The 25827-nt window shown below is 40.0% G+C and carries 12 protein-coding genes; 7 read left to right on the forward strand and 5 right to left on the reverse strand.

The genetic code is table 11. From position 1 onward, the window contains the following. Positions 1-35: 35 nt before the first annotated feature. Positions 36-3056 carry a beta strand repeat-containing protein gene (locus ACN9MR_RS18245; RefSeq protein ID WP_426325795.1) on the forward strand — a complete coding sequence of 1007 codons (3021 nt, stop codon included), beginning with the start codon at positions 36-38 and terminating at the stop codon, positions 3054-3056. Positions 3057-3246: 190 nt separating this feature from the next. On the opposite strand, the gene ACN9MR_RS18250 is transcribed toward ACN9MR_RS18245, so the two are convergent. Then, positions 3247-6138 (reverse strand): DNA gyrase/topoisomerase IV subunit A, encoded by a 2892-nt coding sequence (locus ACN9MR_RS18250; protein ID WP_426325797.1) that lies wholly within the window; start codon positions 6136-6138, stop codon positions 3247-3249. 568 nt (positions 6139-6706) lie between these two features. Between ACN9MR_RS18250 and ACN9MR_RS18255 the strand changes: the two genes are divergently transcribed. Further along, entirely contained in the window at positions 6707-7744 is a 1038-nt protein-coding gene (locus ACN9MR_RS18255) for an IS110 family transposase (RefSeq protein WP_426325144.1), read from the forward strand. Positions 7745-7932: 188 nt separating this feature from the next. Here the strand turns inward: ACN9MR_RS18255 and ACN9MR_RS18260 are convergent, their stop codons facing one another. Together ACN9MR_RS18260 and ACN9MR_RS18265 are read right to left on the reverse strand one after the other, a co-directional pair. Then, positions 7933-9618, reverse strand: coding sequence for a PNGase F N-terminal domain-containing protein (locus ACN9MR_RS18260; protein ID WP_426325799.1), 1686 nt, complete (start codon positions 9616-9618; stop codon positions 7933-7935). A gap of 193 nt (positions 9619-9811) precedes the next feature. Continuing rightward, positions 9812-10300 (reverse strand): cytidine deaminase, encoded by a 489-nt coding sequence (locus ACN9MR_RS18265; RefSeq protein WP_426325801.1) that lies wholly within the window; start codon positions 10298-10300, stop codon positions 9812-9814. A 109-nt stretch (positions 10301-10409) separates the two neighbouring features. Here ACN9MR_RS18265 and ACN9MR_RS18270 point away from each other — a divergent pair, with 109 nt between their 5' ends. The 3 genes from ACN9MR_RS18270 to ACN9MR_RS18280 are packed head-to-tail and all read left to right on the forward strand — an operon-like array spanning position 10410 to position 18769. Beyond that, a complete protein-coding gene (locus tag ACN9MR_RS18270) occupies positions 10410-15440 on the forward strand; it encodes a translocation/assembly module TamB domain-containing protein (protein ID WP_426325803.1) in 5031 nt (1676 codons plus the stop codon). After that, positions 15424-17739, forward strand: a complete 2316-nt coding sequence (locus tag ACN9MR_RS18275) for a BamA/TamA family outer membrane protein (RefSeq protein ID WP_426325804.1) — start codon at positions 15424-15426, stop codon at positions 17737-17739. Before ACN9MR_RS18270 ends, ACN9MR_RS18275 begins: the two co-directional genes overlap by 17 nt. Positions 17740-17746: 7 nt before the next feature. Continuing rightward, positions 17747-18769 (forward strand): YihY/virulence factor BrkB family protein, encoded by a 1023-nt coding sequence (locus tag ACN9MR_RS18280; protein WP_426325805.1) that lies wholly within the window; start codon positions 17747-17749, stop codon positions 18767-18769. Between the two features lie 290 nt (positions 18770-19059). Here ACN9MR_RS18280 and ACN9MR_RS18285 read toward each other — a convergent pair whose 3' ends face one another. Beyond that, complete coding sequence (locus ACN9MR_RS18285) at positions 19060-20931, reverse strand: DNA topoisomerase IV subunit B (protein WP_426325806.1); 1872 nt, start codon at positions 20929-20931, stop codon at positions 19060-19062. A 364-nt stretch (positions 20932-21295) separates the two neighbouring features. Here ACN9MR_RS18285 and ACN9MR_RS18290 point away from each other — a divergent pair, with 364 nt between their 5' ends. Further along, positions 21296-22633: an APC family permease gene (locus tag ACN9MR_RS18290; RefSeq protein ID WP_426325807.1), complete on the forward strand. Its 1338-nt coding sequence runs from the start codon at positions 21296-21298 to the stop codon at positions 22631-22633. Between the two features lie 69 nt (positions 22634-22702). Further along, positions 22703-24037, forward strand: a complete 1335-nt coding sequence (locus ACN9MR_RS18295; protein WP_426325808.1) for an MFS transporter — start codon at positions 22703-22705, stop codon at positions 24035-24037. A gap of 77 nt (positions 24038-24114) precedes the next feature. Here ACN9MR_RS18295 and ACN9MR_RS18300 read toward each other — a convergent pair whose 3' ends face one another. Then, on the reverse strand, positions 24115-25827 hold the full coding sequence (locus tag ACN9MR_RS18300; RefSeq protein ID WP_426325811.1) for a RagB/SusD family nutrient uptake outer membrane protein: 1713 nt from the start codon (positions 25825-25827) through the stop codon (positions 24115-24117).

The following is a 25827-nucleotide window of genomic DNA, read 5'->3' on the forward strand; positions in this document are numbered from 1 at the left end:
TCATCTAATACCTCTACACTTTAAAATTATTTAACATGAAAAAGTTTACGCTCATCATTGCGGTTATCCTTACCTTTTTCGGAAAAGTATCGGCTCAAAGCGGCCTTACAGGAATCAACTATCAGGCGGTGGCCCGCAATAACGATGGTACTGTACTTGCCAAACAAAATATAAGGGTTAGGATTTCGATACTTGGAACAAGCGCCACCGGTCCTGTTCAGTATCAGGAAAACCACGACCTCACGACAAACACTTTGGGCCTTTTTACATTACAAATAGGTAAAGGGTCGCCTTCAACAGGAACACTGGCAGGTGTTCCATGGCAAAATGCAAACCAATATTTAAAAGTTGAACTGGCCATTGGCAGTGGAGCCTTTACTGATTTAGGAGCAACACAATTAATGAGTGTGCCATTTGCACTATATGCTGCAACAGGTAATCCAGGTCCTGCGGGAGCAACAGGACCCGCTGGCCCAACTGGCGCGCCTGGACCAATGGGCCCTCAGGGATTAGTTGGTCCTCCAGGTGCGACCGGAGCGGTTGGACCTATAGGCCCAGCGGGTCCCGTGGGAGCTCCTGGCAGTCAGGGCCCTGTAGGTGCAACAGGGCCAGCAGGACCTATCGGATTAACAGGGCCAGCAGGTGCAACAGGACCAGTTGGACCAATAGGCCCTGCGGGAGCTCCTGGCAGCCAGGGCCCTGTAGGTGCAACCGGCCCAGCGGGACCAATAGGACCCACCGGCCCAACCGGGCCTGCGGGCGAACTTACTGGTGTAGCTGGTGGAGATTTGAGTGGAAATTATCCAAACCCATTGGTAAAAGGTATCCAAAACATTGCAGTTGCGGCTACCGCACCTGTTAATGGCCAGGTTTTAAAATACAATGGAACAAACTGGGCTCCAGGAACTGATGCAGGTGGTGCATTAACGCTCCCTTTTGCGGCCACAGAAAACTCGGCACCAACCTTATTTTCGATCACTAACAATGGTGAAGGGACATCAATTGCGGGCATAAATAATACCACAACCCCCAGTATTGCAGCTGTGAGCGGTACTGTAAGTTCAACGGCACCAGGAGGCTTTGCTTCAGCTGTTCGCGGTATCAACAATGGTACTGGTGGTCTGGGTATTGGCATGTGGGGGAGTCAGAACGGAAGCGGTTGGGGCGTTTATGGTGTAACCCCAAATGGCATTGGCGTTTATGGTAATTCGAGTGGTGCGGGCTATGGCGTATATGCCAATAGCAATACTGGTATAGGCTTCAGTGCTACCTCTAACAGTGGAATTGCTGCAAATATTTCCATAGCTAACAATTCAAACGCAAGCAATGTATTAAATGTTAATACGGTAGGTAATGGAACTGTAATTAATGCTTCAACAACAGGAAACGGTATTGGCGTAAAAAGTGTAACTGGTGCCGGTTTAGCCATAAACGGGATTACAAGCGCACAAACTTCAGCTGGTGTTCTGGGTCAGAATACAGGTGGTGGAGAAGCTGTTGTAGGCCTTACCATAAGTAATATTGCCGGTGCAGTTGTTGGCCGGAACGATGGGGGTGGCTATGGTGTACGTGGTTTTATTTCTACAAATAAAGATAATACAGCCGCAGGCGTACAGGGTGAAGTTGGGAGCAACGGTAGCACTGGAAGAGCGGGCCGCTTTATCAATATTAATGAAGATAATACAGAAGTAAATTCTTTTGAAGTAATATCTAACACCAGAGGAAATATACCAGATAACACGCTTGGTAACGCAGCTTCATTCAACCTAAATAACACAAATGGTGTTGGTTCTGCAGTTCGTGGAGAAGTGAATACCATATTTAGCAACTTTGGCGCAGCTGGTATTTTTGGTGTATCATCAGGAACCGGCGGCAGGGCAGGTCTATTCTATGCTTCTAACCCTGCTGGTAATGGTGCGGCGCTACTTGCCTTAACTGATGGTAATGGTAATGCTTTTACGGCGAATGCCGGCAAAAACGGTAATGCTGTAGAAGCCAATGTTGATGGGACAGGTACGGCCGTATATGGTTGGGTGCCTACATTTAGTTTAGGACGTGCAGGCCGTTTTGAAAATTTTAACACCGATAATGAATCTGAAGTTTTAACGGTAAAAACTGTGGGGAATGGAATAGCCGGTAATTTTAAAGTTGATCGTACTACCGGTATCTCTCCGGCTGTCAAAGGTGAAGTAAACTCTATTTTTGCCAATTTTGGTACCGCTGGCGTATATGGTTTATCCTCTGGCACAGGAGGCTATGCAGGATTGTTCTACCAATCTAACGCGGCTGGAAACGGGCCAGGTCTTATTTCGCTTACTGAAGGTAGTGGAAATGCGATTACTGCAAATGCAGGTAAAAATGGGAATGGCGTCGAAGCTTCTACAGATGGTACAGGAAGTTCGATCTATGGCTGGACTCCTAATTTTGGTACTGGAAAAGCAGGTCGTTTTGCGAATTTTAATGTCAATAATAGTCAACCTACTGTACAAATTTCTAACGCGGGTACCGGAACAACCATATTAGCCAACCATACCGGTGCATCAGGAGATATTTTTATAGGCCAGAGTGGAAGCGCTAACATGGCCAGGATTAACAAAGCAGGCCGGGGTTTCTTTAATGGAGGCACAGTAAACAGCGGCGCCGATGTAGCCGAAGCATTTGGTGTAAGCGGAGAAGTAAAGGATTTCGAACCAGGTGATATTTTAATCATCTCTGTTGATAAGGATAGAGCTGTTGAAAAATCAAATGGCGCCTATTCCAATTTAGTAGCTGGAGTTTATGCTACAAAACCCGGGGTTTTATTAACGGAAGAAAATATCGATTCGGAACTTGTAGATAAAGTACCAATGGGTGTAATCGGCGTAATTCCAACCAAAGTTTGTTTAGAAGGTGGCGCAATTAAAAGGGGTGATATGCTGGTAACCTCCTCACAACGCGGGGTTGCCATGAAAGCAGACTTAAATAAAGTTAAGGTTGGCCAGGTTTTGGGTAAAGCCCTGCAAGATTTTAACCAACCAACGGTTGAAAAAATTAAAGTACTGGTTAGTATAAAATAACGTTCTTTATTCTTTTTAAGCAAGAAGGCACTTCCATATTCTGAAGTGCCTTTACTTTTCTTTTAGATACGAACAGAACAATCGTCACCATGGATTCATTCAGGGTCTTTATTGCCGGAAGATCCTAAAACAAGTTCAAAAAAGACCTGCTATAGATCTCCCCACTCCGGTCGAAACGGATTTGACTACTTTAAAATAACCCCAATTGCCCTTTATCATCAATATCGATATCATCCGGATTGGTGATTTCGAAATCTATCTTTTTAACCGGTTTTTCTTCTGTATCGGCTTTATCTTCTGCTTTAGTTTCTTCCTGTTTAACAGGCTTTGGTTTTTCAGCCTCTGGCTTTTCCTTTACCTCTGGTTTTTCTGGCTTAACCACAGGCACTTCTTTAGGTTCTTCTTTTCGTTCGAACTTTGGTTTGGGCTGCGCTACAACAGGTTTGTCTATTACCTCTTCAGGCACTTCTGGTCCTGTTACTGTTTCCTCGTTCGCAATCGCCTCTCCGCTTGTAACCACTTCATCTGGTATTTCTTCACCATCCTCTGCCTCGTCAATTGTTACCTCAGCCTCTTCAATTTCTATCTCAGGCTCTTCTAATACTACTTTTTGAACATCGTGCGGTGACAGCCTATTGCCATTTGCTTTTAGTCCTTTAACATCAATCAGTTCTGACAAGGTTAAATCCAATGTTTCCGGAATTTGGGTTTTACCCTTCAAAACATCAACAATAATTTTTGCTGCCGGATTCGAGGTAAGGAACAACAACTTCGATTTCTGCTCCTCACTAATGAAAATGGTTTTCCTACCATTAGCTTGCAGTTCGAATGCAAAACGTTTAATAAAATAATTCTGTGCTTTGCCTTCAAAATGGACTGCAGCAAAAATCTTCTCTGGATCAAACTTCTGGATCAAAATCAATCCATCATCAAAGTGGTTACTCAGTTCAAAAGAACTTAACTCATAGAAGCCATCTTTATGTACCTGTAAAATGCGGTCATCGCCATCAAATTCGCCCAGGTATTTTCCACGGCCATCAACATTTAAGCGTTTTAATAAATCATCGTACCAGATTTTCAGCCCAGATAAGGTAGAAACGCCCTTACTCTTCAGAACGATCTTTTTAACCGGATATTTCGAAATGATATTCCCCTGCGAACCACGCCCCTTAATGGCCACTTCTGCAAAATCCTGATCGAACTGAAGCTTACGTAATTTAGAATGCGGTTTCAGTGCAACATTTACTACTTCAGCCTCACCGTTAGGGTTCGCGGTAAAATATAAAACCTTTGAGCCTTTCGAGCCTTTGGTTAAATCGTATTCCTTATCGCGTGTTACGCCAACTACAGCAAACCTTTTAATATACGAAGTACCACTTGCACCATCTTTATAGATCATGTTGTAAATAGTACGCTCGTCGTTTTTCTTAAATACCTGTGCGTGTATAATATTCTTACCTACAAAAGTTTTATCGGCAACTTTAGTAATGATACATTTACCATCTTCACGGAAAACGATTACTTCGTCTATATCCGAACAATCGGCAACATGGATATCTTTCTTTAACCCTGTTCCAATAAAACCATCTTCCTTGTTCATGTACAGCTTCACATTGGCTAGTGCCACTTTCGATGCTTCTACCCGATCGAACAAACGGATTTCGGTTTTACGTTCTCTTCCTTTTCCGTATTTATCTTTCAGTTTCTGGTACCAGGCAATGGCATAATCGGTAAGGTGTTTTAAATGATTTTTAACCACTTTAATCTCATCTTCCAGATTTTTCATCTGCTCATCGGCCTTTTTCACATCAAAACGGGTGATGCTACTCATTGGTTTATCAATCAGCTTCTTAAAATCCTCAGGTAAAATTTCGCGGTAAAGCGATGGCTTAAACGGATCAAATAAAATGTGTAATACCTCAACTACGGTTTCAAAATTGGTTGAGTTTTCATATTCAGGATTTTTGTACATCCCCTCCTGAATAAATATTTTAAGTAAAGAGCTAAAGAAAATCTTCTCCTGCAACTCGTGCAAGCGGATTTCCAATTCTCTCTTTAATAAATTTTTAGTGTGTTTTGTATTTTCAATCAGGATATCGTTTACACTCAAAAAAAGTGGCTTATCCCCTTGAATAATACAGGTATTTGGCGAAATAGACACCTCACAGGCCGTAAAGGCATACAATGCGTCAATGGTTACATCAGGCGAAATACCCGGTGCCAGGTGCACCACAATTTCTACATTGGCCGCCGTGTTATCCTCAATCTTTTTTATCTTGATTTTGCCTTTATCATTGGCCGATAAAATACTATCGATAACAGAACCCGTTGTGGTACTGAATGGAACTTCGCTAATCACCAAAGTCTTTTTATCCTTCTCGGTTATTTTCGCACGCACGCGGATTTTACCTCCACGCTGTCCCTCATTATAATTCGAGAAATCGGCCATACCGCCCGTAAAGAAATCGGGCAATATATTTGGGCGTACACCTTTCAACGCTTCTATAGATGCATCCAGCAATTCGATAAAATTGTGTGGCATTACCTTGGTAGCCAAACCTACAGCGATACCTTCAGCCCCTTGCGCCAATAACAAAGGGAATTTAACAGGTAAAGTTATTGGCTCGTTATTACGCCCGTCATAACTTAACTGCCACTCCGTAGTATCAGGATTAAAAACTACCTCATTGGCAAATTTTGATAAACGTGCCTCGATATAACGTGGTGCCGCAGCACTATCGCCAGTAACCGGATCGCCCCAGTTACCCTGCATATCAATCAATAAATCTTTTTGACCGATCTGCACCATCGCATCGCCAATAGATGCATCACCATGCGGGTGATATTTCATGGTATTACCGATTACGTTGGCCGCCTTATTAAAACGTCCATCATCCATCTCCTTAAGTGAGTGCATAATGCGCCGTTGAACAGGCTTTAGTCCATCATTAATATGTGGTACTGCCCTATCGAGAATTACATAAGACGCATAATCGAGAAACCAGTTTTCGTATAAACCGTTGATTGGGGTTATGGTATGTTTGTGCTCTTCGTTTACGTTTTGATTTAATTCTTCACTCATTTATTTACAAAAATTGGCAGCCGTAAATATAATAAAAATGATTTCATAGAATGAAGAGAGGTTATTCACATTTCGAGATGGGAAATTTGTTGCAGGGTGTATAGAACGACCCCTAGACGCTATTTGAATAAGTAAAAATAAAAAACAATTATAGGGTTAGCCAAGCTTATATTCCCTTAAATGTCTTATATGGTAAAAAAGAGGCAAGAAAAAGGTCCTTCACTGCGTTCAGGACGAAAGATTTAATAGAAAAGTCGTCATCTCGACTGTAGCGCAGAGAAATGGAGAGATCTATATAGACAGATTTAGCTTCGCTGAGCCTCCTATGTTTGTTCTCAAATCGAAAAAGAGATAAATTAGAATACTTAAGTGAAAAAGAGTGAGAGTGGATCTGAGCCTAAACAGCTTTTATATAGCATGTTCTCCCGAAGATAGCACCTCACTCTTTCTTGTCTTTTAGAGTCTGAACAGAATGTAAGGCGTACATATGTTGATGTATAGCCAGGATACCCAATCAGGAGAGAAGATGAAGGGAGACAACTCACTTTTGCTAATTTAATTAAAATTTATGGCAGAAATTGTAAAACAGGTTGTAGGCATTGATGTAGCACAAAATGAATTAGTGGTCTCGCTCGGCAGGATGAACCACGACACAGGCGTTGATATATATGCCTATAAAATATTTGCAAATACTGTAGCCGGTTTTGGCAGCCTTACCTCATGGGTTGAGAAAAAGACGGTGAAAGATGTTAAGGTACGATATGTAATGGAGGCAACCGGGGTTTATCATGAACATTTGGCTTATTATCTTTCAGATCAGGAAAAACAGATCAGTATTGTACTTCCAAACAAGATCAGCAATTATTTTAGAACATTGGATGTAAGGACAATTACAGACAGGACCGCCTCGCAGGCGATATGTCAGTTTGGACTGGAACGGAAACTGGAAGACTGGTTACAACCAAAAAAAATATTCAGAAACCTTAAGCAACTTACCCGTGAAAGAGACCAGCTAATCGCCGATAGAACAGTACTGAAAAATCAGCTACATGCCGAGATGTCGGAGAAATTCCCAAACCAGGGCAGTATAAAAAGAATATCCAAGCGTATCCAGCTCATCAATAAACAGGAACTGGAGATCAAAACCGAGCTTTCCAAAACCGTAAAAGAGGATGCAGAACTGGTTAAGAAGATAGACCTTATCACATCAATACCTGGGGTAGGTAAATTAACGGCCATAATTGCCCTTGCAGAAACAAATGGATTTGAACTGATAAAAAACAAAAAGCAACTGATAAGTTATAGCGGGCTTGATGTAAGGCTAAAGGAATCTGGAACCTCTGTAAAAGGAAAACCAAAGATATCCAAAAGAGGTAACAGGCATTTAAGGAAAGCGATGCATATGCCGGCAATAACAGCCATAAGGCACAATGCAAACCATAAAGCGATATTTGTACGCCTTGTGTCCAAACACGGGATCAAAATGAAGGCAGTGGTGGCCGTACAAAAAAAAATACTCGGACTTATATATACCATATACAAAACCAATAAACGCTTTGATATTGACTATAATAAGATCGCGATAGAAGAGGTAATAAATGGTTAGAGCAGCCATTAAAAAATGAACTGCCCTAATGAAGCTAGCTTAGAGCTGCCTTTAATAAATAAAGTTAAAAATTATTTGCGTATAAACACAGAATCTTCGGGTTCTCGACTGCGTTGCACCCGATAGCTATCGGGTCCGCTCGAAATGACGATTCGCATGAGGGTACTCATCTCCCGAAAAATATTGCACTATTCAACCCCCAACAACACACCCGAAACATTCCATGCGCTCGAACTCGAACCTTCTGGCTTACCCATCGGGATGGTTACTTTTATGGTATGCAGTCCGGCTTTTAAATCGCCCAAACTGATCCATTCAGGATTGGTAACTGTGCCTGGACACCAGTTAGAACGGCTTAAATCTGACGAGGAAAGACCACTTTCAAAATTACCTGAAGCAGGGTTCGATAATCGGTACGAACCGCAGTCCTGGCGCCATGGCGTAAAAGCGAATGTTTCTTTTTCATCCAGCCAGATGGTGTTTTTCCTTGGTACAAACTCATCGCCATTTCCCCAGCCGCCGTGACCTGTGGTGATATAGCGTAACTTAGCATCTTTTAGGTCTTTTGCCAAGGTAAAAGAAACTTCCAACCCCTTATCGCTGCTAAACATGGTTGCATATTCTTGTCCAGCCATTTCCATTACATTGGTTGAGTTAAACAAAGGCAAAATCACCTCTTTGCGCTCTTTTTCCCTTCCGCCATTATGCAGTGTAATGTTTAAAGAAACTTTATGACCACCTTTATCATAGTTGCCAATAAAAACAGCTACCCAAGCTTCTTTGCCATTTACTAGCGGAAACAATTCTGAAACATCCTGCCTGTAATAAACTTTCTCCGCCCAATTTTTATCCTTCAATTTTAAGGTATTGTATTTGCCCACACCAAAAGGAGTGAAAAACCGCATCAGTTCTATTACCGGATTATAATCTGCAGTGGCAACAACCCCCTGGTATTTCTTTCCATTACCATTGTCGTAAACAGGTAGATCTTTAACGGAATTTTTAAGTGCATCCATTAAACTAATCTGCTTATCGGTTGGGATGATAAATACCGATCCTGTTCTGTCGTAGGCATCTCCGTTCGATTGCTCAGTTAAATCGACAAAAACATTGGGACTGGACTGAAACTCAGGAAATTTAACTTTCCTTGCAATCACGGTCCCACCCGCAAAGCGGAATACAGAATCGTTCGATTGTGGTTTATCTATAAAATTAATCGTTTCGTTATTAAAAACACTTAGCGTGGTAAACCTGCTTTTCCAAAGCAAATCTTTATATGTTAATCCATCGGTAAGCTCAGCACTTATTTTTTGCAGATCGATCGGTTTCGAATTTTTAATTTCTTCGATTTTTGTAGCAGTTACAAAGTTATTGCCATTACGCACCTGCTCCAATACCAATCCGAGAGTTTGGCCCAAATTGGTTGGCGCCGCTTTAATACCTGCTTCCGTGGTGTACCATAAATCTATTCTATTGGAGTTAACAACCGTTGTCGCTTTTTTGCAGGTATAACCCAAAATTACCTTGGTTTCGTTGCTCAACTCAAAAGTTTGCTTGCCAATTGCAAGACTATCGGCAGTTGCAATCTGCTTATCCGCACCTAAATCGGCAACCTGAAACAAAATCTGTGCTGGTTTGGTAACAATGCTTTGTTCGTAAGGATACTTTGCTTTATGATCGAGAATAGCGGCATTGCTGATTAAATTCTGATTTGCTGAAGCCATTAATACAGTTGGGTTGCGGTCTTCCTTAGGCTTTCCGTCGGCTGAACGGAAATACACTATTTTATAAGTCGTATTACTTTTGAGTAAGCCTTGAGCTTGCAGGTTAAAAGAAAGAAAAACAGAGAAAATAAGGATGTAGAGATGCTTCATATTGTTGAGAAAAAAGCAAATATAGAGAATAAGATAAGAATATTATTTTAATCTCATTTAAACAGAAAGCCGTCATCTCGACTGAAACATAGTCCCGAACGTTCGGGAGAGAGATCTACTCGATAGATTTAGCTTCGCTGAGCACTTCGTGGTTCTCGACTGCGTTGCACTCCGCTCGAAATGACGGTCGACTCTATCTTTCCAACCTATCTTCTACAAAAGCAAAAGGCAGTAAACTCTTTACACTGGGCACTTTTAATACTTCTCCGTTTAAGCAGTAAAAAATCACCTCAATCGGTGTATTTTGCTTGCGCTCAAACTCTGCCATCACCTGCAAACAGCCTCCGCAAGAAGTAATGGGCTTTAAAATTTCAAAATTATCAGTTTGCGCTGTAATAGCCATACTTTCTATAACTGCATTTGGATAGGTAGCGCCAATGGTAAAGAGCGCAACACGCTCTGCACAAAGTCCTGATGGGTAGGCTAAATTTTCCTGGTTGCTTCCTAATATCGTTTCGCCAGAGGCCAAACGGATTGCTGTACCAACCCTAAATTTAGAATAAGGAGAATATGAAGTATTTAAAGCCTGTGCTGCAAGTTCGCAGAGCGTTCTATCTGCCAATGTTAATTCTGTAATACTTTCGTATTGTTCAAAAGTTATATTTAGATTTATTGAATTCATTTGTAACTAATTAGGAAACCGCCAATATTAAATTTTTATAGCGGGCGAACAATTTAAGTTATTTTTTGTATTATTTAGTAAAACATGCCTTAAAATTAATTTTAATGGCATGCTTTTGGCATTTATCAAACACCAAACACACTTAGCTTTGAATAAATACGTACGCAAAAGTCTAAAAATTTTATTGTGGGTAATTGCTTCCATCATCATTCTGGTTGTTGGTTTGGCACTGTCTCTAAATATTCCTGCGGTTCAGAATTTTGTTAAAAACAAAGCCATAAACTACCTTAAAAACAAGACCAAAACCGAAGTGAGTTTGGAAAGCATTAAAATTGCCTTGCCAAAAGATGTGGTTTTAAATAAATTTTATATCGAAGACCGTAAAGGCGATACCCTATTATATGCCGAAAAACTTGCAGTTGATATCAGTTTATTCAAACTGTTAAAAAATACCGTCGAAATCAATAATATTGAACTAAAAAATGTACGCGCCAATGTAAGGCGCATCACTCCCGATACAACATTTAATTTTTCATTTCTGGTTGATGCCTTTGCAAGCGATCAGAAAAAACCAGAAGAAAAAGTAAAAAAAGATACCACCTCTACCCTTAAATTCTCTGTCGATAAAGTTTCATTTGAAGATATAGGTATCAACTATCGTGATGACGTGGCAGGTAACGATGTGAAATTATATTTGGGTGCGTTTAAAACCAAAATTAAAGATTTCGATTTAGCCAATCAGCACTATGTAATTAAAGAATTAAGTTTAGTGAATACTTCTTTACATTACTTGCAGCAAAAACCACTTGTCCACCTGGTGCAGCACATTACAAACAGTGTAGATAGCAGCGAGAAAGAAGAGGGCAAACTGCCATTAATAGAAGTGCAGAACTTTATTTTTAGTAAGGTAAAGGTAAATTACGACGATCAGCTATCGACCACCAAAGCTGTTGCTGATGTAAATGACCTTGGTCTGGTAAACCTGAAAGTAGATTTAACTAACAGTAAATATGCTGTTGATGATGCACATTTAAATAAATCGAATATCCTTTTTGCTTTTAAACCCGCACCAAGCAACGATTTAAAGAAAGTTAAAGATACCGTAGTTCCCGAAAAATCGCCTTTGGGTCTAATTATTAAAAACATCAGTTTAGCGGATAACAATGTACAGTTCGATAATCTTGGGGCAAAACCTGTCCCTAAAGGCATGGACTTTAATCACCTTAAAATTAACCAGCTCAATTTAGGTGCGAGTGATGTAAGTTATAGCGCTGCCGGTATAAAGGCCAATGTTAAAAATGGATCGTTAAAGGAAAAAAGCGGTTTTGTATTGGATCAATTGAGAGGCGATGCGGTTTATAACGACAAACAGATCAAACTGAGCAATTTTATTCTAAAAACACCCAACACCTCAATTGAAAATGCTACAGAATTAAATTTTACTTCAATGGATGATTTAACCAAACATCCCGAGCGTGTAAAATTGAATTTAGCTTTTAAGAACACCACCATCGGATTAAAAGATGCTGGCTTTTTCAGCGATGCCGTTCCTGCAAATTACCGCAACGAAAAAATAAAACTAACTGCTGATGTTAATGGCTACCTGAATAACCTGAATATCCCAAAGCTGCAGATCAGTGGGTTAAAAAATACGCAGATAGATATCAGTGGAAAAGCGAAAGGTCTACCTGATATCAAAAAAACCTATCTCGATTTAAATATCAAAAAGTTTCATCTAACCAAAGGGGATATTTTGGTGGTAGTACCTAAAAAATCGCTGCCGCCTACAATCGAATTGCCAAATGTAGTTGATGCAAAAGGCACATTTAAGGGCTCAATGACCGACTTTAACACCAATATGAATATCCAGACGGATATGGGTGGAGCCGTTTTGGCAGCAGGCATGAAAGGACCAAAAGGTAAGGAAAGTTATAAAGCCGATATTAGCTTAAACAACTTTAATGTTGGCAGGTTATTAAAAATGCAACCTAAACTGGGTAAGGTTTCAGTTAAGGCAAATGTGTCGGGCACAGGACTCGATCCTAAAAAGATTAACGCAAAGTTTAATGCAAAAGTGATTAGTGCTTATTATAACAAATACACTTACCGTAATTTAAGCCTTGCCGGGAATTACAGCAATCAGAATATCAGCATCAAGAGTAGCATGCCCGATAGCAATGCCAACTTTAATTTAGATGCTAAATTGAATCTGGCGGGAAAATATCCAGCGGTAAAAGCCGATTTAAACTTAAAACAGGTAAACCTACAGGCATTAAACTTTAGTCCAACGGTATTAAGTGCAGCAGGTATAGTTAAAGTAAACCTCGCCACAGCCGATGCAGATTATTTAAACGGTTCGGTTGACGTTACAGGCTTACAATTGGTAAAAGATAAACAAAGAATTAATGTCGATACGATTTCCATCCGTGCAAAATCCACTGCTACAGAAAATGAACTGACCTTAAAATCTGAAATTTTATCCGCAAAAATTGATGGTAAATACCAGTTGACAAAAGTTAGTGATGCCATCATCAACGAAATCAATAAATATTATGCTTTTGGCACGGTTGCTAAAGTTCCCGATCAACGCTTAAGGTTTTTTGTACAGGTTTACGATTCTAAATTATTAAAGGAATTTGTACCCGAATTAACGGTATTCAAGCAATCCCAGTTTTATGGATTGATCGACACGCAAAAAGATAGCCTTCAGATTAAAGGCAATTTCCCACAGGTAGTATATGGCGATTTTAAGGTAGACACCACCGTTTTAAACATCAATAATGACAACAATAAACTGGCTTATAGTTTAACCGTTAAAAGTCTCCAAAGCCCGGCTATTGCACTCTTTAATACAGAAGTAAGTGGCGATGCTTCGAATAACAATTTAGGCGTTAACATCTTCCTTCGCGATAGGCAGCTTAAAAACAAATATGTAATTGGTGGTATCTTCCAATCGATCAATAAGGATTTCAAATTCACTTTAGATCCACAAAAACTACTGCTCGATTATCAAAAATGGATGGTTTCGCAAGATAATTACATCCAGTTTGGTGCATCAGGCATCTTGGTTAACCAGTTCCAGATCAGTAACAGCGGTCAATCACTTTCCATCAATAGTAATCCTACCGAACCTAATGCGCCCTTGTCAGTAGAATTTAAAGATTTCCAGTTAGAAACCTTAACCAAATTTGCAGAAACCGATACCACTTTGGTTGGCGGCCGTTTAAATGGAACTGCAAACGTTAAAGATTTAGCCAGTACACCAAAATTCGAGGCAAATTTAACCATCGATCAGCTGCGTTATCTAAAAGATCAGTTGGGCACTTTACGGCTGGCTGTAAACAACAATACCGAAAATGCTTTCGAGGTAAATGTTGCCTTAACCGGCGTGCACGAGTTAAGGGTTAACGGATTTTATTATACTGCGCCAGAAAGCGCTTTAGACCTTACGGTAAACATCGATAAGATTGAAATGAAAAACATCGAAAGCTTATCTGCCGGTCAGCTTAAACGTGGTACTGGTACCTTAACAGGTGCGTTAACAGTTAAAGGTGCACTAACAGCTCCAAAAATACTGGGCGATTTGACTTTCAATAATGCAGGCTTTAATGTGGCTTATGTAAATTCATATTTCCGCATGCCTAACGAAAAGATTTCATTCACAAACGAAGGCATCAGTTTTAACAATTTTACACTCCTTGATTCCTTAAATCAAAAAGCAACCATCAACGGAAAAGTTTACACCACCGATTTTAAAAATTACCGTTTCGGTTTAGATATCCGAACGAACAATTTCAGGGCAATTAATTCGACCGCAGTTGATAATGATATGATTTACGGGACGGTATTCTTAACCAGCAATATTAAAGTACGCGGAGATTTAAACCAACCTGATGTAAACATGAATATCAATGTGAATAAGGGCACAAAATTCTTCTTCGCTTTGCCTTCAAGTGATCCATCGATTATTGATCAGGAGGGCATAGTACAGTTTATTGATGCCGATGCACCGCCTTTTAACGGACAAAAAGCACTTAAAGTTGATAGCATCAGTAAATCGCCAATTAAGGGATTAAACCTGGTGGCAACCGTTAAAGTAGACCCAGAAGCAGAATTGAATGTTGTTGTGGATCCATCTACTGGCGATAATTTAAAAGTTAGAGGTGATGCAGACTTAAACGTAACGATGGACCCTAGCGGGAAAATCAGCATGACTGGTCGCTATGAGATAGTTGATGGTTCATACAATTTAACGCTGGCTGTTGTAAAAAAAGAATTTAAACTGGTTAAAGGCAGTACCATTATCTGGACAGGCGAGCCTACTTCTGCTACTGCAAACATTACGGCACTATACGAAGTTAATGCAGCTCCTATCGATCTGTTAAACCAGCCAGATCTTTACGAAGCCAGAACAAAATTGCCTTTCCAGGTTTATCTGATGATAAAAGGCGAATTATTAAAGCCAACTATTTCATTTAAACTCGATTTACCTGAAAATGAGCGTGGTGCTCTAAGTGGTCAGGTTTATACCAAATTGATTAATGTAAACCGCGATGAAAGTGAGTTGAACAAACAAGTTCTTTCTTTACTTGCCCTAAACCGGTTCATTGCCAATAACCCTTTCCAAAGTCTGGCCGGTGGCGGTGGTGGTGTTTCTACACTTGCCCGTTCGAGTGTTAGTAAACTATTAACCGAGCAGTTGAATAATTTAACCTCCGATTTAATTCAGGGTGTTGATCTTAATTTCGGTGTAAATTCATCTGAAGATTATTCAACGGGTTCGATGCAGCAAAAAACGGATTTGGAGGTTGGCCTATCTAAAAAACTGCTGAACGATAGATTAACCGTTAGCGTAGGAAGCTCTTTTGCTTTGGAAGGACCACAGGCACCAGGAGAAAAATCGACCAATATTGCCGGAAACGTAAACGTAGAATATGCACTCTCTGCAGATGGACGGTACCGTTTAAGGGCTTACCGCCGAAACCAGAACGATATGATTGTACAGGGACAGATTGTTGAAACAGGCTTAGGCTTTACCCTGGTAGTAGATTATAATAAGTTTAGAGAGATTTTTCAAAAGAAAAGAATAAGAAGAATAAGAAACATTGAACAGAAAGCACAAGATGAGAAAACTAATTAGACCGCTTTTATTTTTATTGGCCTGTTTAGTTTGGGCGGCTTGCAGCAGTACCAAATCGTTAAAACCAGGACAGATTTTGTATACCGGTGCTGAAGTAAAAATCAATCCTGACTCATCTGGAAAAATTGACAATGAAAAACAGGTTAAAACCGATCTTGAAGCTAAAACAAGACCACGCCCTAACAAATCGATTTTGGGCATAAAGTTTAAACTGGGCATTTACAATCTTGCCGGCGAACCTAAAAAGCCAAAAGGTTTTAGAAACTGGCTACGCAGACAGGGTGAGCCGCCTGTGTTATTGAACGATGTAAAGCTGAAATACAACAATGACGTATTGTCCAGTTACCTTATTAGCGAAGGCTATTTACAGGCAAATGTTACCGGCGATACCGTTATTAAAGAAAAAAAGGGTAAGGCCATTTATACCGCAGTTACTGGCCAGCCTTATAAAATCAACAAGATTAATTTTCCTCCGGATACCGGGGTGCTTACCAAGATCATTAATACCAACAAAGATAAAACCTTGCTAAAAGTTGGCGATTATTATGACATCGACACCTACAAAAACGAACGGATCAGGATTGATAACGACTTAAAAGAAAATGGCTATTTCTATTTCAGTCCTGATTATTTAATTATGCAGGTAGATAGTACAATAGGTAAAAACCTGGTTAATGTTTCGGTTAAGGTAAAAGATATTGCGCCCGATGCGGCATTAAAACCCTATACCATTAAAAACATAAATATATACCCTAATTATTCGTTAAGAAGAGATAGCACATTGAGAAAACTGAAACCGTTGCAGTATAACGATTTCAACATTTACGATGATCGGAACACCTTTAAACCGCGACTTTTTGATCGTTTGGTATTCTTTCAAAAAGGAGAACCTTATAACCGTAAAGATCATAACCAATCGTTAAACCGAATGGTAAATGTGGGTGCCTTTCAAGATGTAAGGGCCGAATTTTTACCGGTTGATAGTTTCAAAAACAATCAGCTCGACCTGAATATTTATTTAACGCCTTTAAAGAAAAACTCACTTACCTTTTCGGTTGTAGGAACAAGTAAATCCAATAATTTCGTTGGTTCGGAAGTGAAAGTCACACAAACCACCAGAAACTTGTTTAGAAATGCAGAACAATTAGATTTGAGTGTTAGTGGTGGTTTCGAAACGCAAACTAAAGGAACTTCTTTAGGCAAAAACTCCTTGTCGTTAACTGCCGAAGGAAAACTGACTTTCCCTAGGTTTATTGTTCCTTTTTACAAACCGAACAGCACAAATGCTTTCATCCCGGAAACCATTGCCTCGCTTTCTTACCAGATGTTAAACCGTGGTTCTGAATATACTTTACATGCATTTAAAGGGCAATATGGTTACAACTTTAAAGAGAATTTATACAAAGAACATAATTTCAATCCAATATCAGTTAGCTATATTTCTACAAGTTTCCCTAATGATGATACCCGGGATAGTTTATATAAAGTTAATCCCCTATTAAGAACTACACTAGAAAGTCAGTTTATCATTGGTAGCAACTACAACTTTACATACACCAACCAGATGGAAGATAGCCGGAGAAATAACACTTATTTCTTTGGTGGATTAGAAACGGGGGGTAATGTTTGGGGGGCTTTTGTACCAAAAGATGAAGAAGGGAAACGTACACTTTTTAACATACCACTAACACAGTTTATCAGGGTAGAGGCTGATTTAAGGGATTATTATAAAATTACGAGAAACTTAATCTGGGCAAACAGGCTAAACCTGGGTTATGGTTATGCCTATGGTAACTCTACTTCTCTCCCATTTGTTAAACAGTTCTTTGCTGGTGGCAGTAATGATATCAGGGCTTTCCCGGCCAGAACTTTAGGCCCGGGCACTTTTAAAGTTCGTGATGATGCTATCTTTGCCGATCAGGGTGGTGATATTAAATTAATGTTGAACTCCGAACTGCGTTTTAAAATAGTGAGCGTTCTTTATGGCGCATTGTTTGTAGACGCCGGAAATATCTGGCTAAGAAAAGAAGATCTTGGAGAACCTGGCAAACCTGAGACGGCAAGACTTGGATCTGGTTTTAAGCTAAAAAATGCTTTTAACGAACTGGCGGTGGGTACTGGTGCAGGCTTACGGGTAGATGTAAGCATCTTCGTAGTCCGCTTAGATGTGGCCTTCCCCGTACGTAAACCTTACCTGCCGGAAGGACAGAGATGGGTATTCGATGATATCGCCTTCGGTAATAAAGACTGGCGTAAACAGAATTTAATTTTTAACATTGGGATAGGATATCCGTTTTAAGTTTTCGATGAGAGTAATTCATAAGATCAAATATTTTTTCATTGCGCTTTATCATCTTTTCGTTGCAGCCGGAAAAGGTTTTGTAGAAGACAGGGTTACTAAATTAAGTGCTTCGCTTGCTTACTACACTATTTTTTCACTTACGCCGCTGATTATTATTCTCCTCTCTGCAGCCACCTTATTCTTGGGTGATAAAAAAAACGAAGAAACGCGGGGGAAATTTTTTGGACAGGTGACCGAGTTGGTGGGGAAAGATGCCGCAGGCCAGATCCAGGGTTTTGTAGAACATGCAAACAGAACAGGTCAGTCGACCTTTAGTCTGGTTGTGGGGATTGTTGCACTTATTATCGGGTCGACGGCTATTTTTATTGAGATACAAGATAGCATTAACATGATCTGGAAAGTAAAGGCTGTACCCAAAAAGGGCTGGATAAAAATGCTTACAAACAGATTATTGTCTTTTTCTTTAATTGTGTCGATGGGCTTTTTATTACTGGTATCGCTGGTGGTAAATAGTGTGGTAGTGGGATTGGGTTCTAAATTGGCCAACCTGCTTTCACAAAGTAATATAGATGAAGTAATCCCCGTTGCAAACGATACAATGGCCATTCTAATTTATATTTTAAACAATGTAATAACTCTTGCTGCCGTTACAGCGGTATTTGCTGTTATATTTAAGGTATTACCCGATGTTATCATCCGTTGGAAATCTGCAATAATTGGCGCTTTATTTACAGCAGTTCTTTTCAGCTTGGGTAAATACCTGATTGGGATTTATATCGAAAAAGGCAATCCAGGTTCGGCCTTTGGCGCAGCCAGTTCGATCATCGTTATTTTATTGTGGATTTATTATACCTCAATAATACTCTACTTTGGCGCTGAATTTACACAAGCCTATGCCGAAAAATATGATAATGGCATTTCACCTAGTAAGTATGCCGTATTTACAAAAATTACCATCGTAGAGAAAAAGGTAGATGTATTGCCGCCTCAGCACCCGGAAGATACGGTGAATGTACCTAAGGAATAATGCGGTTGTCATCCTGAACTTGTTTCAGGATCTTTCCAAAACGTGATCGTCATTCCCGCACATGTGGGAATCTTAAAGTTATAAAACGCTTATAACCAAGGAAGTCACGCTTTAAAAGCTTGACTTCCTTTTTATAGATAAAGCTGGTTCCTGGAGACATAAACCAAAGCATAACAAGATAGATGCTGAAACAGGTTCAGCAGGAGGCCAAGAGTGATCTAACCCCAAGCTTCCAAGCGCGATTGTCATCCTGAGCGGAGTCGAAGGATCTTTTCAACTTGACTTCTTTGTTATGCTACTTCTTCAGTAATCACTTTAGGCTCTTCTGTTACCTCATCCTTCTCAATCCGTAGGTTACGGATAATGTGTTGTTGCCTATCAGGTGTATTTTTACCCATGTAATATTCCAGCAAACTTTTAATTGTTTGATCTTTCAAAATAACAGGGTCTAACCTGATGTCTTTCCCGATAAACAAACCAAATTCATCCGGAGAAATTTCCCCCAAACCTTTAAATCGGGTAATTTCTGGTTTATTACCCAGTTTTTCGATTGCATTTTTACGTTCTTCGTCGCTATAGCAATAAATGGTTTCCTTTTTATTCCTAACCCTGAAAAGCGGCGTTTGTAAAATGTAAACATGACCTGCCTTCACCAGGTCGGGAAAAAACTGAAGGAAGAAAGTCATCATCAACAAACGGATGTGCATACCATCCACATCGGCATCTGTTGCAATTACAATATTGTTATAATGAAGCCCTTCTAAACCATCTTCGATATTTAGAGCATGTTGCAGCAGGTTAAATTCTTCATTTTCGTAAACCACTTTCTTGGTAAGCTCGTAACAGTTAAGCGGCTTACCCTTCAAACTAAACACCGCCTGACAATCTACATCGCGTGATTTTGTGATCGAACCTGATGCCGAATCTCCCTCGGTAATAAACAAGGTGGTTTCATAACGTTTCTCATGCGTAGTGTTAAAATGCACCTTACAATCGCGTAGTTTCTTATTGTGCAATGAGGCTTTTTTAGCCCTGTCGTTTGCCAGTTTCTTGATGCCTGCAATATCTTTACGCTCGCGCTCCGATTGAATAATACGTTTTAAAAGTGCATCGGCAACGTCTGGATGTTTGTGCAGGTAATCATCAAGCTCTTTTTTAACAAAATCGTTAATAAAAGTGGCTACCGATGGCCCTTCTGGTCCCATGTTCTGCGAACCCAGTTTTGTTTTGGTCTGCGATTCGAAAACGGGTTCCTGTACACGCACGGAAATTGCTGCTATAATGGATGAACGAACATCGGCCGCATCAAACTCTTTTTTGAAGAACTCCCTGACAGTTTTCACCACTGCTGCTCTAAAAGCGGCCTGATGTGTTCCACCTTGTGTGGTGTGCTGTCCGTTTACAAACGAATGGTAATCTTCGCCATATTGCTGCCCGTGGGTCATTGCAATTTCGATATCTGGCCCAATCATATGGATAATTGGGTAACGGATTTCTTCTGGCTTATTAAATTTAGAAAGCAGATCGTAAAGCCCTCTTTCTGAAAAATATTTCTGATTATTAAAATTTATAGTTAAACCGGTATTTAAGAACACGTAGTTCCAAACCATACTCTCTACAAAATCAGGAATGTAGTGGTAGTTCCTGAAAATGGTTTCATCCGGATAAAAAGTAATTGCCGTACCATTACGCTGAGTGGTATCAATAACAGGTTGTTCGTTTACAATTTCACCTTTAGAGAATTCTACCTTTTTCGTTTTTCCATCACGGTACGACTGCACCATAAAACTAGTAGAAAGTGCATTTACAGCCTTGGTACCTACCCCATTTAAACCTACCGATTTTTGGAAGGCATTACTATCGTACTTACCACCAGTATTAATTTTGCTTACACAATCGATTACCTTACCCAATGGAATACCACGGCCGTAATCGCGCACATTCACTTTTTGCTCCGAAAGGGTAATTTCGATGGTCTTTCCGGTGCCCATTACAAACTCATCGATAGAGTTATCTACAATTTCTTTTAGCAAAACGTAAATACCGTCGTCCTGAGCAGAACCATCACCAAGTTTACCAATGTACATCCCCGGACGAAGCCTGATGTGCTCTTTCCAATCTAATGAACGAATACTGTCGTCGTTATAAACTACTTCTGCCATACTGTTTTTATTTGTTCTTCAATGAAAAACCCTGCATTTTTTGGCTTGCAAAGCGATGAAGAATTTGTAGAAATAACCCTGATGATTGAAATAAAAATATTTTCAAATATGTTCTTCAGAATTATTATACAATAATAGATTTATTCTGTGAGGCTCGCAAAAGAAAATTTCCACATGTAAACAATGAATGGCGAGTGGTTCATTAGTCATTGGTTCAATTGCTTACCGATTTAATTGCCTTTGAGAACTGCTAATCGGCAGTTGCCAACTGATTATGTCCATCCTCTCTTTTCCATCTTACATCATCCTCTCACTCAATCATTCAAATTTCCTATCTTCAACCCAATATTCATAATTCTATTTAATGCAACAAAAGAAACAACTTTCACTATTCGATTTATCCATGATTGTGGTGAGTTTGGTTATTGGCATGGGCGTTTTCCGTACGCCTGTAAACGTAGCAGCTAAGGCACAAATTCCCGAACTGTTTTACCTGGCCTGGTTTATTGGTGGTTTTGTGGCTTTTTGCGGTGCGTTAACTTATGCCGAAATTGGTTCCCGCTTTCCGGTAACAGGAGGATACTATAAAATATTTTCAGCAGCTTATCACCCTTCTATTGCTTTTGCCATTAATTGTATTGTGATCATTTCGAGTGCAGCATCTGTAGCAGCGATTTCAATTATAGGGGCAGAATACCTGAGCAAAATTATTTTACCTATTGATAAACAGAATGAAACCTATCGGGTAGCCATAGCCATTACCACCATTTTGGTATTTTATTTCATTAATCTGTTAGGTTTAAAAGCGAGTTCTAAAACACAAAATGTATTAACGGTAATTAAAATCGGAATGATTTTAACACTCATCTGCGCTGTATTTTTCGGCGGACAAACACAAACCGTTACCCCAATTTTTAAAACAGCAACTGGTGTTTTACCAACCTGGTCTGATTATGGAAAAGCACTAGGTTTATGTTTAATTGCTGTTTCTTTCTCGTACGCGGGTTATGCACAAACCATCAACTTTGGCGGCGAAGTTAAAGAAGCCAAAAAAGTAATTCCACGTTCAATTATTATCGGTTTAACCATTATTGTAACTCTTTATCTGGCCATCAACTATGTGTATGTAAAGGTCATCGGTTTTGAAGAATTAAAATCAGCAGAAAGCATAGCCGCGATATTGGCTTCGAAGATATTTGGCCCTGCCGGATTTAACGCACTTTCCGTAATTATCTTTTTCTCGGTAATGGGTTATGTAAATGTAAACCTGCTGAGCAACCCCAGAGCCATGTTTGCCATGGGTGAAGAAGGAGCCCTGCCAAAAATATTTAGCAGGATGAACAAAAAAACAGAAGTAATTACCATTAGCTTAACGGTTTTTACATTAATTGCTGTGGTAATTATTTTCTATGCCAAAACCTTCGACAAGATTTTAAACTATACTATTTTCTTAGAAAGCATTAGCATGGCCAGTTCGGCAGCAACGATTTTCATCCTTAGAAAAAGAACAGCACATCTTGATAAAAAAACCATCTATACTGTTCCTTTATATCCTATATTGCCTATCATATTTATTGCCGCTTATACTTTCGTGGCCTTTAGCATTTATGCCGATGACCCGAACGCGGCATTGAACGGATTATATATTTTTATAGGCTTTCTGGTAATCTATTTTGTGAGCAGGTGGTTTAAGAAAAAATAGCAAACTGGGTATTCAAACCTCACAGGTTTTTGAAACCTGTGAGGTTTAGAAACAACTTTAAAATAATTAATGAACAAAACACTCTCCTTAAAACAAGAAATTGCTTACGCTGCTGGTATGATTGGTTGGAGCACGATGACAAATATTATCATCGTAATGCTTCCCTTTTTCTATTTGCCCCCAAGCAACGCTGGTTTACCTCCTTTGGTACCACAACTGGTTTTATTGGGTGCGTTTAATATACTTTCTATTATTGCAGCTTCGGGAAGGTTGGTGGATGCCATTTACGATCCGTTTATTGCGTCTAAAAGCGATGCATGCACCAGTAAAAACGGTCGTAGGATGCCCTTTATGAAATGGGCTATTATTCCTGCCATGCTTTTTTGCGGACTGGTTTTCTACCCGATCCAAAAAACAGAGAGCCTGCACAATGCCTGGTGGCTAACCATCACACTTTGTTTATTTTTTGTATCGGTTACTACCTATATTATTCCGTATAACGCGCTGCTGGCAGAAGTAACCAACACACCAAGGCAAAAAGTTAAATTATCGAGTTATCAGCAGGTCGGTTTCGTAATCGGAATTATTTTATCGGCCTGTACTAACAACTTTGCCGATCTGGTTGAGGCTCATTTTCATGTAGCCAACCGCAGTGAGGCCATTCAGATTGCCATTTGGGGTTTGTGTATCTTATCCGGACTGGTGATGTTATTGCCGATTTTTTTCATCAATGAAAAGGAATTCTCGGTGGCTAAGCCTACTCATGTGCCTTTATGGCCAGCAATTAAGAGCACCTTTAAAAACAGCAATTTTAAATATTACCTGATATCTGATTTCGCTTTTTATACGGCCCTGAGTATTATTTCAAGTGGCTTATTGTTTTTCTGTACCGTTTTATTAGGCCTGCCAGAATCGGAAGGTGGAAAATTTATGGGTGCCATGGTTTTTGCTTCCTTGTTATTTTATCCACTGGTTAATTTTGGTTCGGCCAAAATAGGCAAAAAACCTTTTGTATTACTGGCCTTTGGCGTGTTGTGCTTAATCTTCGTCACCATTTTCTTTTTAGGCAAATTACCATTTGGTCCACATACACAGATTTACATTTTGGTATTATCCGCTTCGTTTCCCTTAGCAGCTCTTGGTATTTTACCTACAGCGATTTTAGCCGATATTGCCCAGAGAGATACCCTAGAAACCGGAGAAAACCATGAAGGCATGTTCTTCGCAGTAAAATATCTTTTTGTAAAACTCGGGCAAACCTTAGGCATAGCCATTTTCGCCATGCTTACCATCTACGGCAAAGATCCAGGAAACGATTTCGGATTACGATTGAACGGAATTGTAGGTTTCGGGCTTTGTTTAATTGCCCTATTATTTTTTAGCAGGTTTAAGGAGGAGAAATAATCTGTACCTAAAATAACTATAAAAAACGCATGGATGGCTGATGCCCGTCCATGCGTTTTCATTTAAGCTAATCAGGATTAATATCCCGGGCTTTGTTTTAATGCCCCTTTACTTCTATCAATCTGATCCTGAGGTAAAGGGAAATAATCATCCCTGGCTTCAATGGTAATACCTTTTAGATAGTTAAAGTACCCACCTTCAAAAGAAAAATAGCTCTCAAGGGTTTGTTTGGCTATGCCCCAACGCACCAGGTCGAAAAAGCGGTGGCCTTCCATTGCCAATTCCAATCTGCGTTCGAAACGCACTGCATTTCTGGCATAGGTATCATTTGGAAAGGACACATACTCACTAACCTTATAAGCTGCAGCCGGCACACCATTTATAGACCGGGGCGTTATTTTAGCTGCCCGGGCCCTAACGGCATTCACCAAGGTTAAGGCCCTGGCTAAATCGCCTTTTTCTACCGCACATTCTGCCGCCATTAGATAAACGTCACCCAAGCGGATCAGGTTTACATTTAATCCGGTTACGTTGGTATTACCAGGAGCAGTTCCGCTTGAAATCTGAGCAACATCAACGGTATTCTTAACCGCTAAAAAAGGACCACCGTTACTGGCATCACGAATCCATGTATCGCCTGGCATTAAACCCCAATCGCGATATGGAACACCGCGTCTTCCTATTGTCGATTCAATTCTTGGATCTAAAGGCAAGGTCTTGTCTACTGCATAATTTGTTTTATCCGTTCCGGTTAATCCATAATCAGATTTATATGGATTGGTACGGTAGCTGCCATCCAATAGCGGTAAACCTGTAGCACTTACCTTAAATGAATTGGCCAAATCTATAGTTGGCTGGAAGAAACCGCAACAGTTAATCGGCGCATTACCATATGGAAAGTTAAGCATATCGCCTACATTGCCATTATCACCTCCCGTGCCATCTGTTCCAACAGAATGCTGAACAGACATAATGGTTTCAGGTCCGTCTTCTTTGGTGATATCAAAGTTATCTGAATACGGCATATCAATGAGAGACGGTTTTGCCAAAATTACGGCATTTAACAGATCGTAGGCTTCAGGATATTTCTTTTGATATAAAAATACCTTACCAAGATAAGCCTGAGCAGCATATTTATCTACCCTCCCTTTTTGATTTTTTGGTTTGGTTGTGCTTAAATTGGCAACGGCAAACTGAAGATCTTCTACAATATTTGGATAAATATCTTTATCATTCGGAACAAAAGTGCCGCTTGTGGCCTCTGTAATGTATGGCACAACTTTAAATATCCGCACTAAAAAGAAATAATAGTGTGCACGGAGCAACCTGGTTTCACCCTGAATTTCCTTTGCACGGGCATCGCTAAATTTTGCGGTACCTTTTCCGGCCTGCAGGTTCGCCAAAATTTTAAGGGTATTATTACAACGCTGTATCCCTTCAAAACACCTGTCCCAGATATTCGATAAATTGTCGTTTGTACTCGTTGGCGCATGCTGTTCTATCGCATTCATTGGTGGCTGATCGCCAATCTCACTCCCTTTATGTGCATTATCAGAAGCTACCTCACCAAATAACCATTGGCTGGGTGCTGCGCCATAATTGCCATATGTTCCATTTACATTGCCATTGAGCAAACCATAGGCCCCTACCAGTAAACCTTCAACACCATCTTGTGTAGTAAGCTGGTCTTCTGTTAATTCGCCTTGTGGCTGAAGCGTTAAAAACTCCTTTTTGCAGGAAAACGTACTGCAAATCAATAAGGAAAGAAGGATATATTTTATATGTTTCAT

The organism is Pedobacter sp. R-06 (genome assembly GCF_049913135.1).
Classification (GTDB): Bacteria; Bacteroidota; Bacteroidia; order Sphingobacteriales; family Sphingobacteriaceae; genus Pedobacter.

What these genes read in the sequence shown, in the direction of transcription:
- ACN9MR_RS18245 (WP_426325795.1), top strand. Translation starts at nt 36, where the DNA reads ATGAAAAAGTTTACGCTCATCATTGCGGTTATCCTTACCTTTTTCGGA.
- ACN9MR_RS18250 (WP_426325797.1), bottom strand. Translation starts at nt 6,138, where the DNA reads ATGAGTGAAGAATTAAATCAAAACGTAAACGAAGAGCACAAACATACC.
- ACN9MR_RS18255 (WP_426325144.1), top strand. Translation starts at nt 6,707, where the DNA reads ATGGCAGAAATTGTAAAACAGGTTGTAGGCATTGATGTAGCACAAAAT.
- ACN9MR_RS18260 (WP_426325799.1), bottom strand. Translation starts at nt 9,618, where the DNA reads ATGAAGCATCTCTACATCCTTATTTTCTCTGTTTTTCTTTCTTTTAAC.
- ACN9MR_RS18265 (WP_426325801.1), bottom strand. Translation starts at nt 10,300, where the DNA reads ATGAATTCAATAAATCTAAATATAACTTTTGAACAATACGAAAGTATT.
- ACN9MR_RS18270 (WP_426325803.1), top strand. Translation starts at nt 10,410, where the DNA reads ATGCTTTTGGCATTTATCAAACACCAAACACACTTAGCTTTGAATAAA.
- ACN9MR_RS18275 (WP_426325804.1), top strand. Translation starts at nt 15,424, where the DNA reads ATGAGAAAACTAATTAGACCGCTTTTATTTTTATTGGCCTGTTTAGTT.
- ACN9MR_RS18280 (WP_426325805.1), top strand. Translation starts at nt 17,747, where the DNA reads ATGAGAGTAATTCATAAGATCAAATATTTTTTCATTGCGCTTTATCAT.
- ACN9MR_RS18285 (WP_426325806.1), bottom strand. Translation starts at nt 20,931, where the DNA reads ATGGCAGAAGTAGTTTATAACGACGACAGTATTCGTTCATTAGATTGG.
- ACN9MR_RS18290 (WP_426325807.1), top strand. Translation starts at nt 21,296, where the DNA reads ATGCAACAAAAGAAACAACTTTCACTATTCGATTTATCCATGATTGTG.
- ACN9MR_RS18295 (WP_426325808.1), top strand. Translation starts at nt 22,703, where the DNA reads ATGAACAAAACACTCTCCTTAAAACAAGAAATTGCTTACGCTGCTGGT.
- ACN9MR_RS18300 (WP_426325811.1), bottom strand. Translation starts at nt 25,827, where the DNA reads ATGAAACATATAAAATATATCCTTCTTTCCTTATTGATTTGCAGTACG.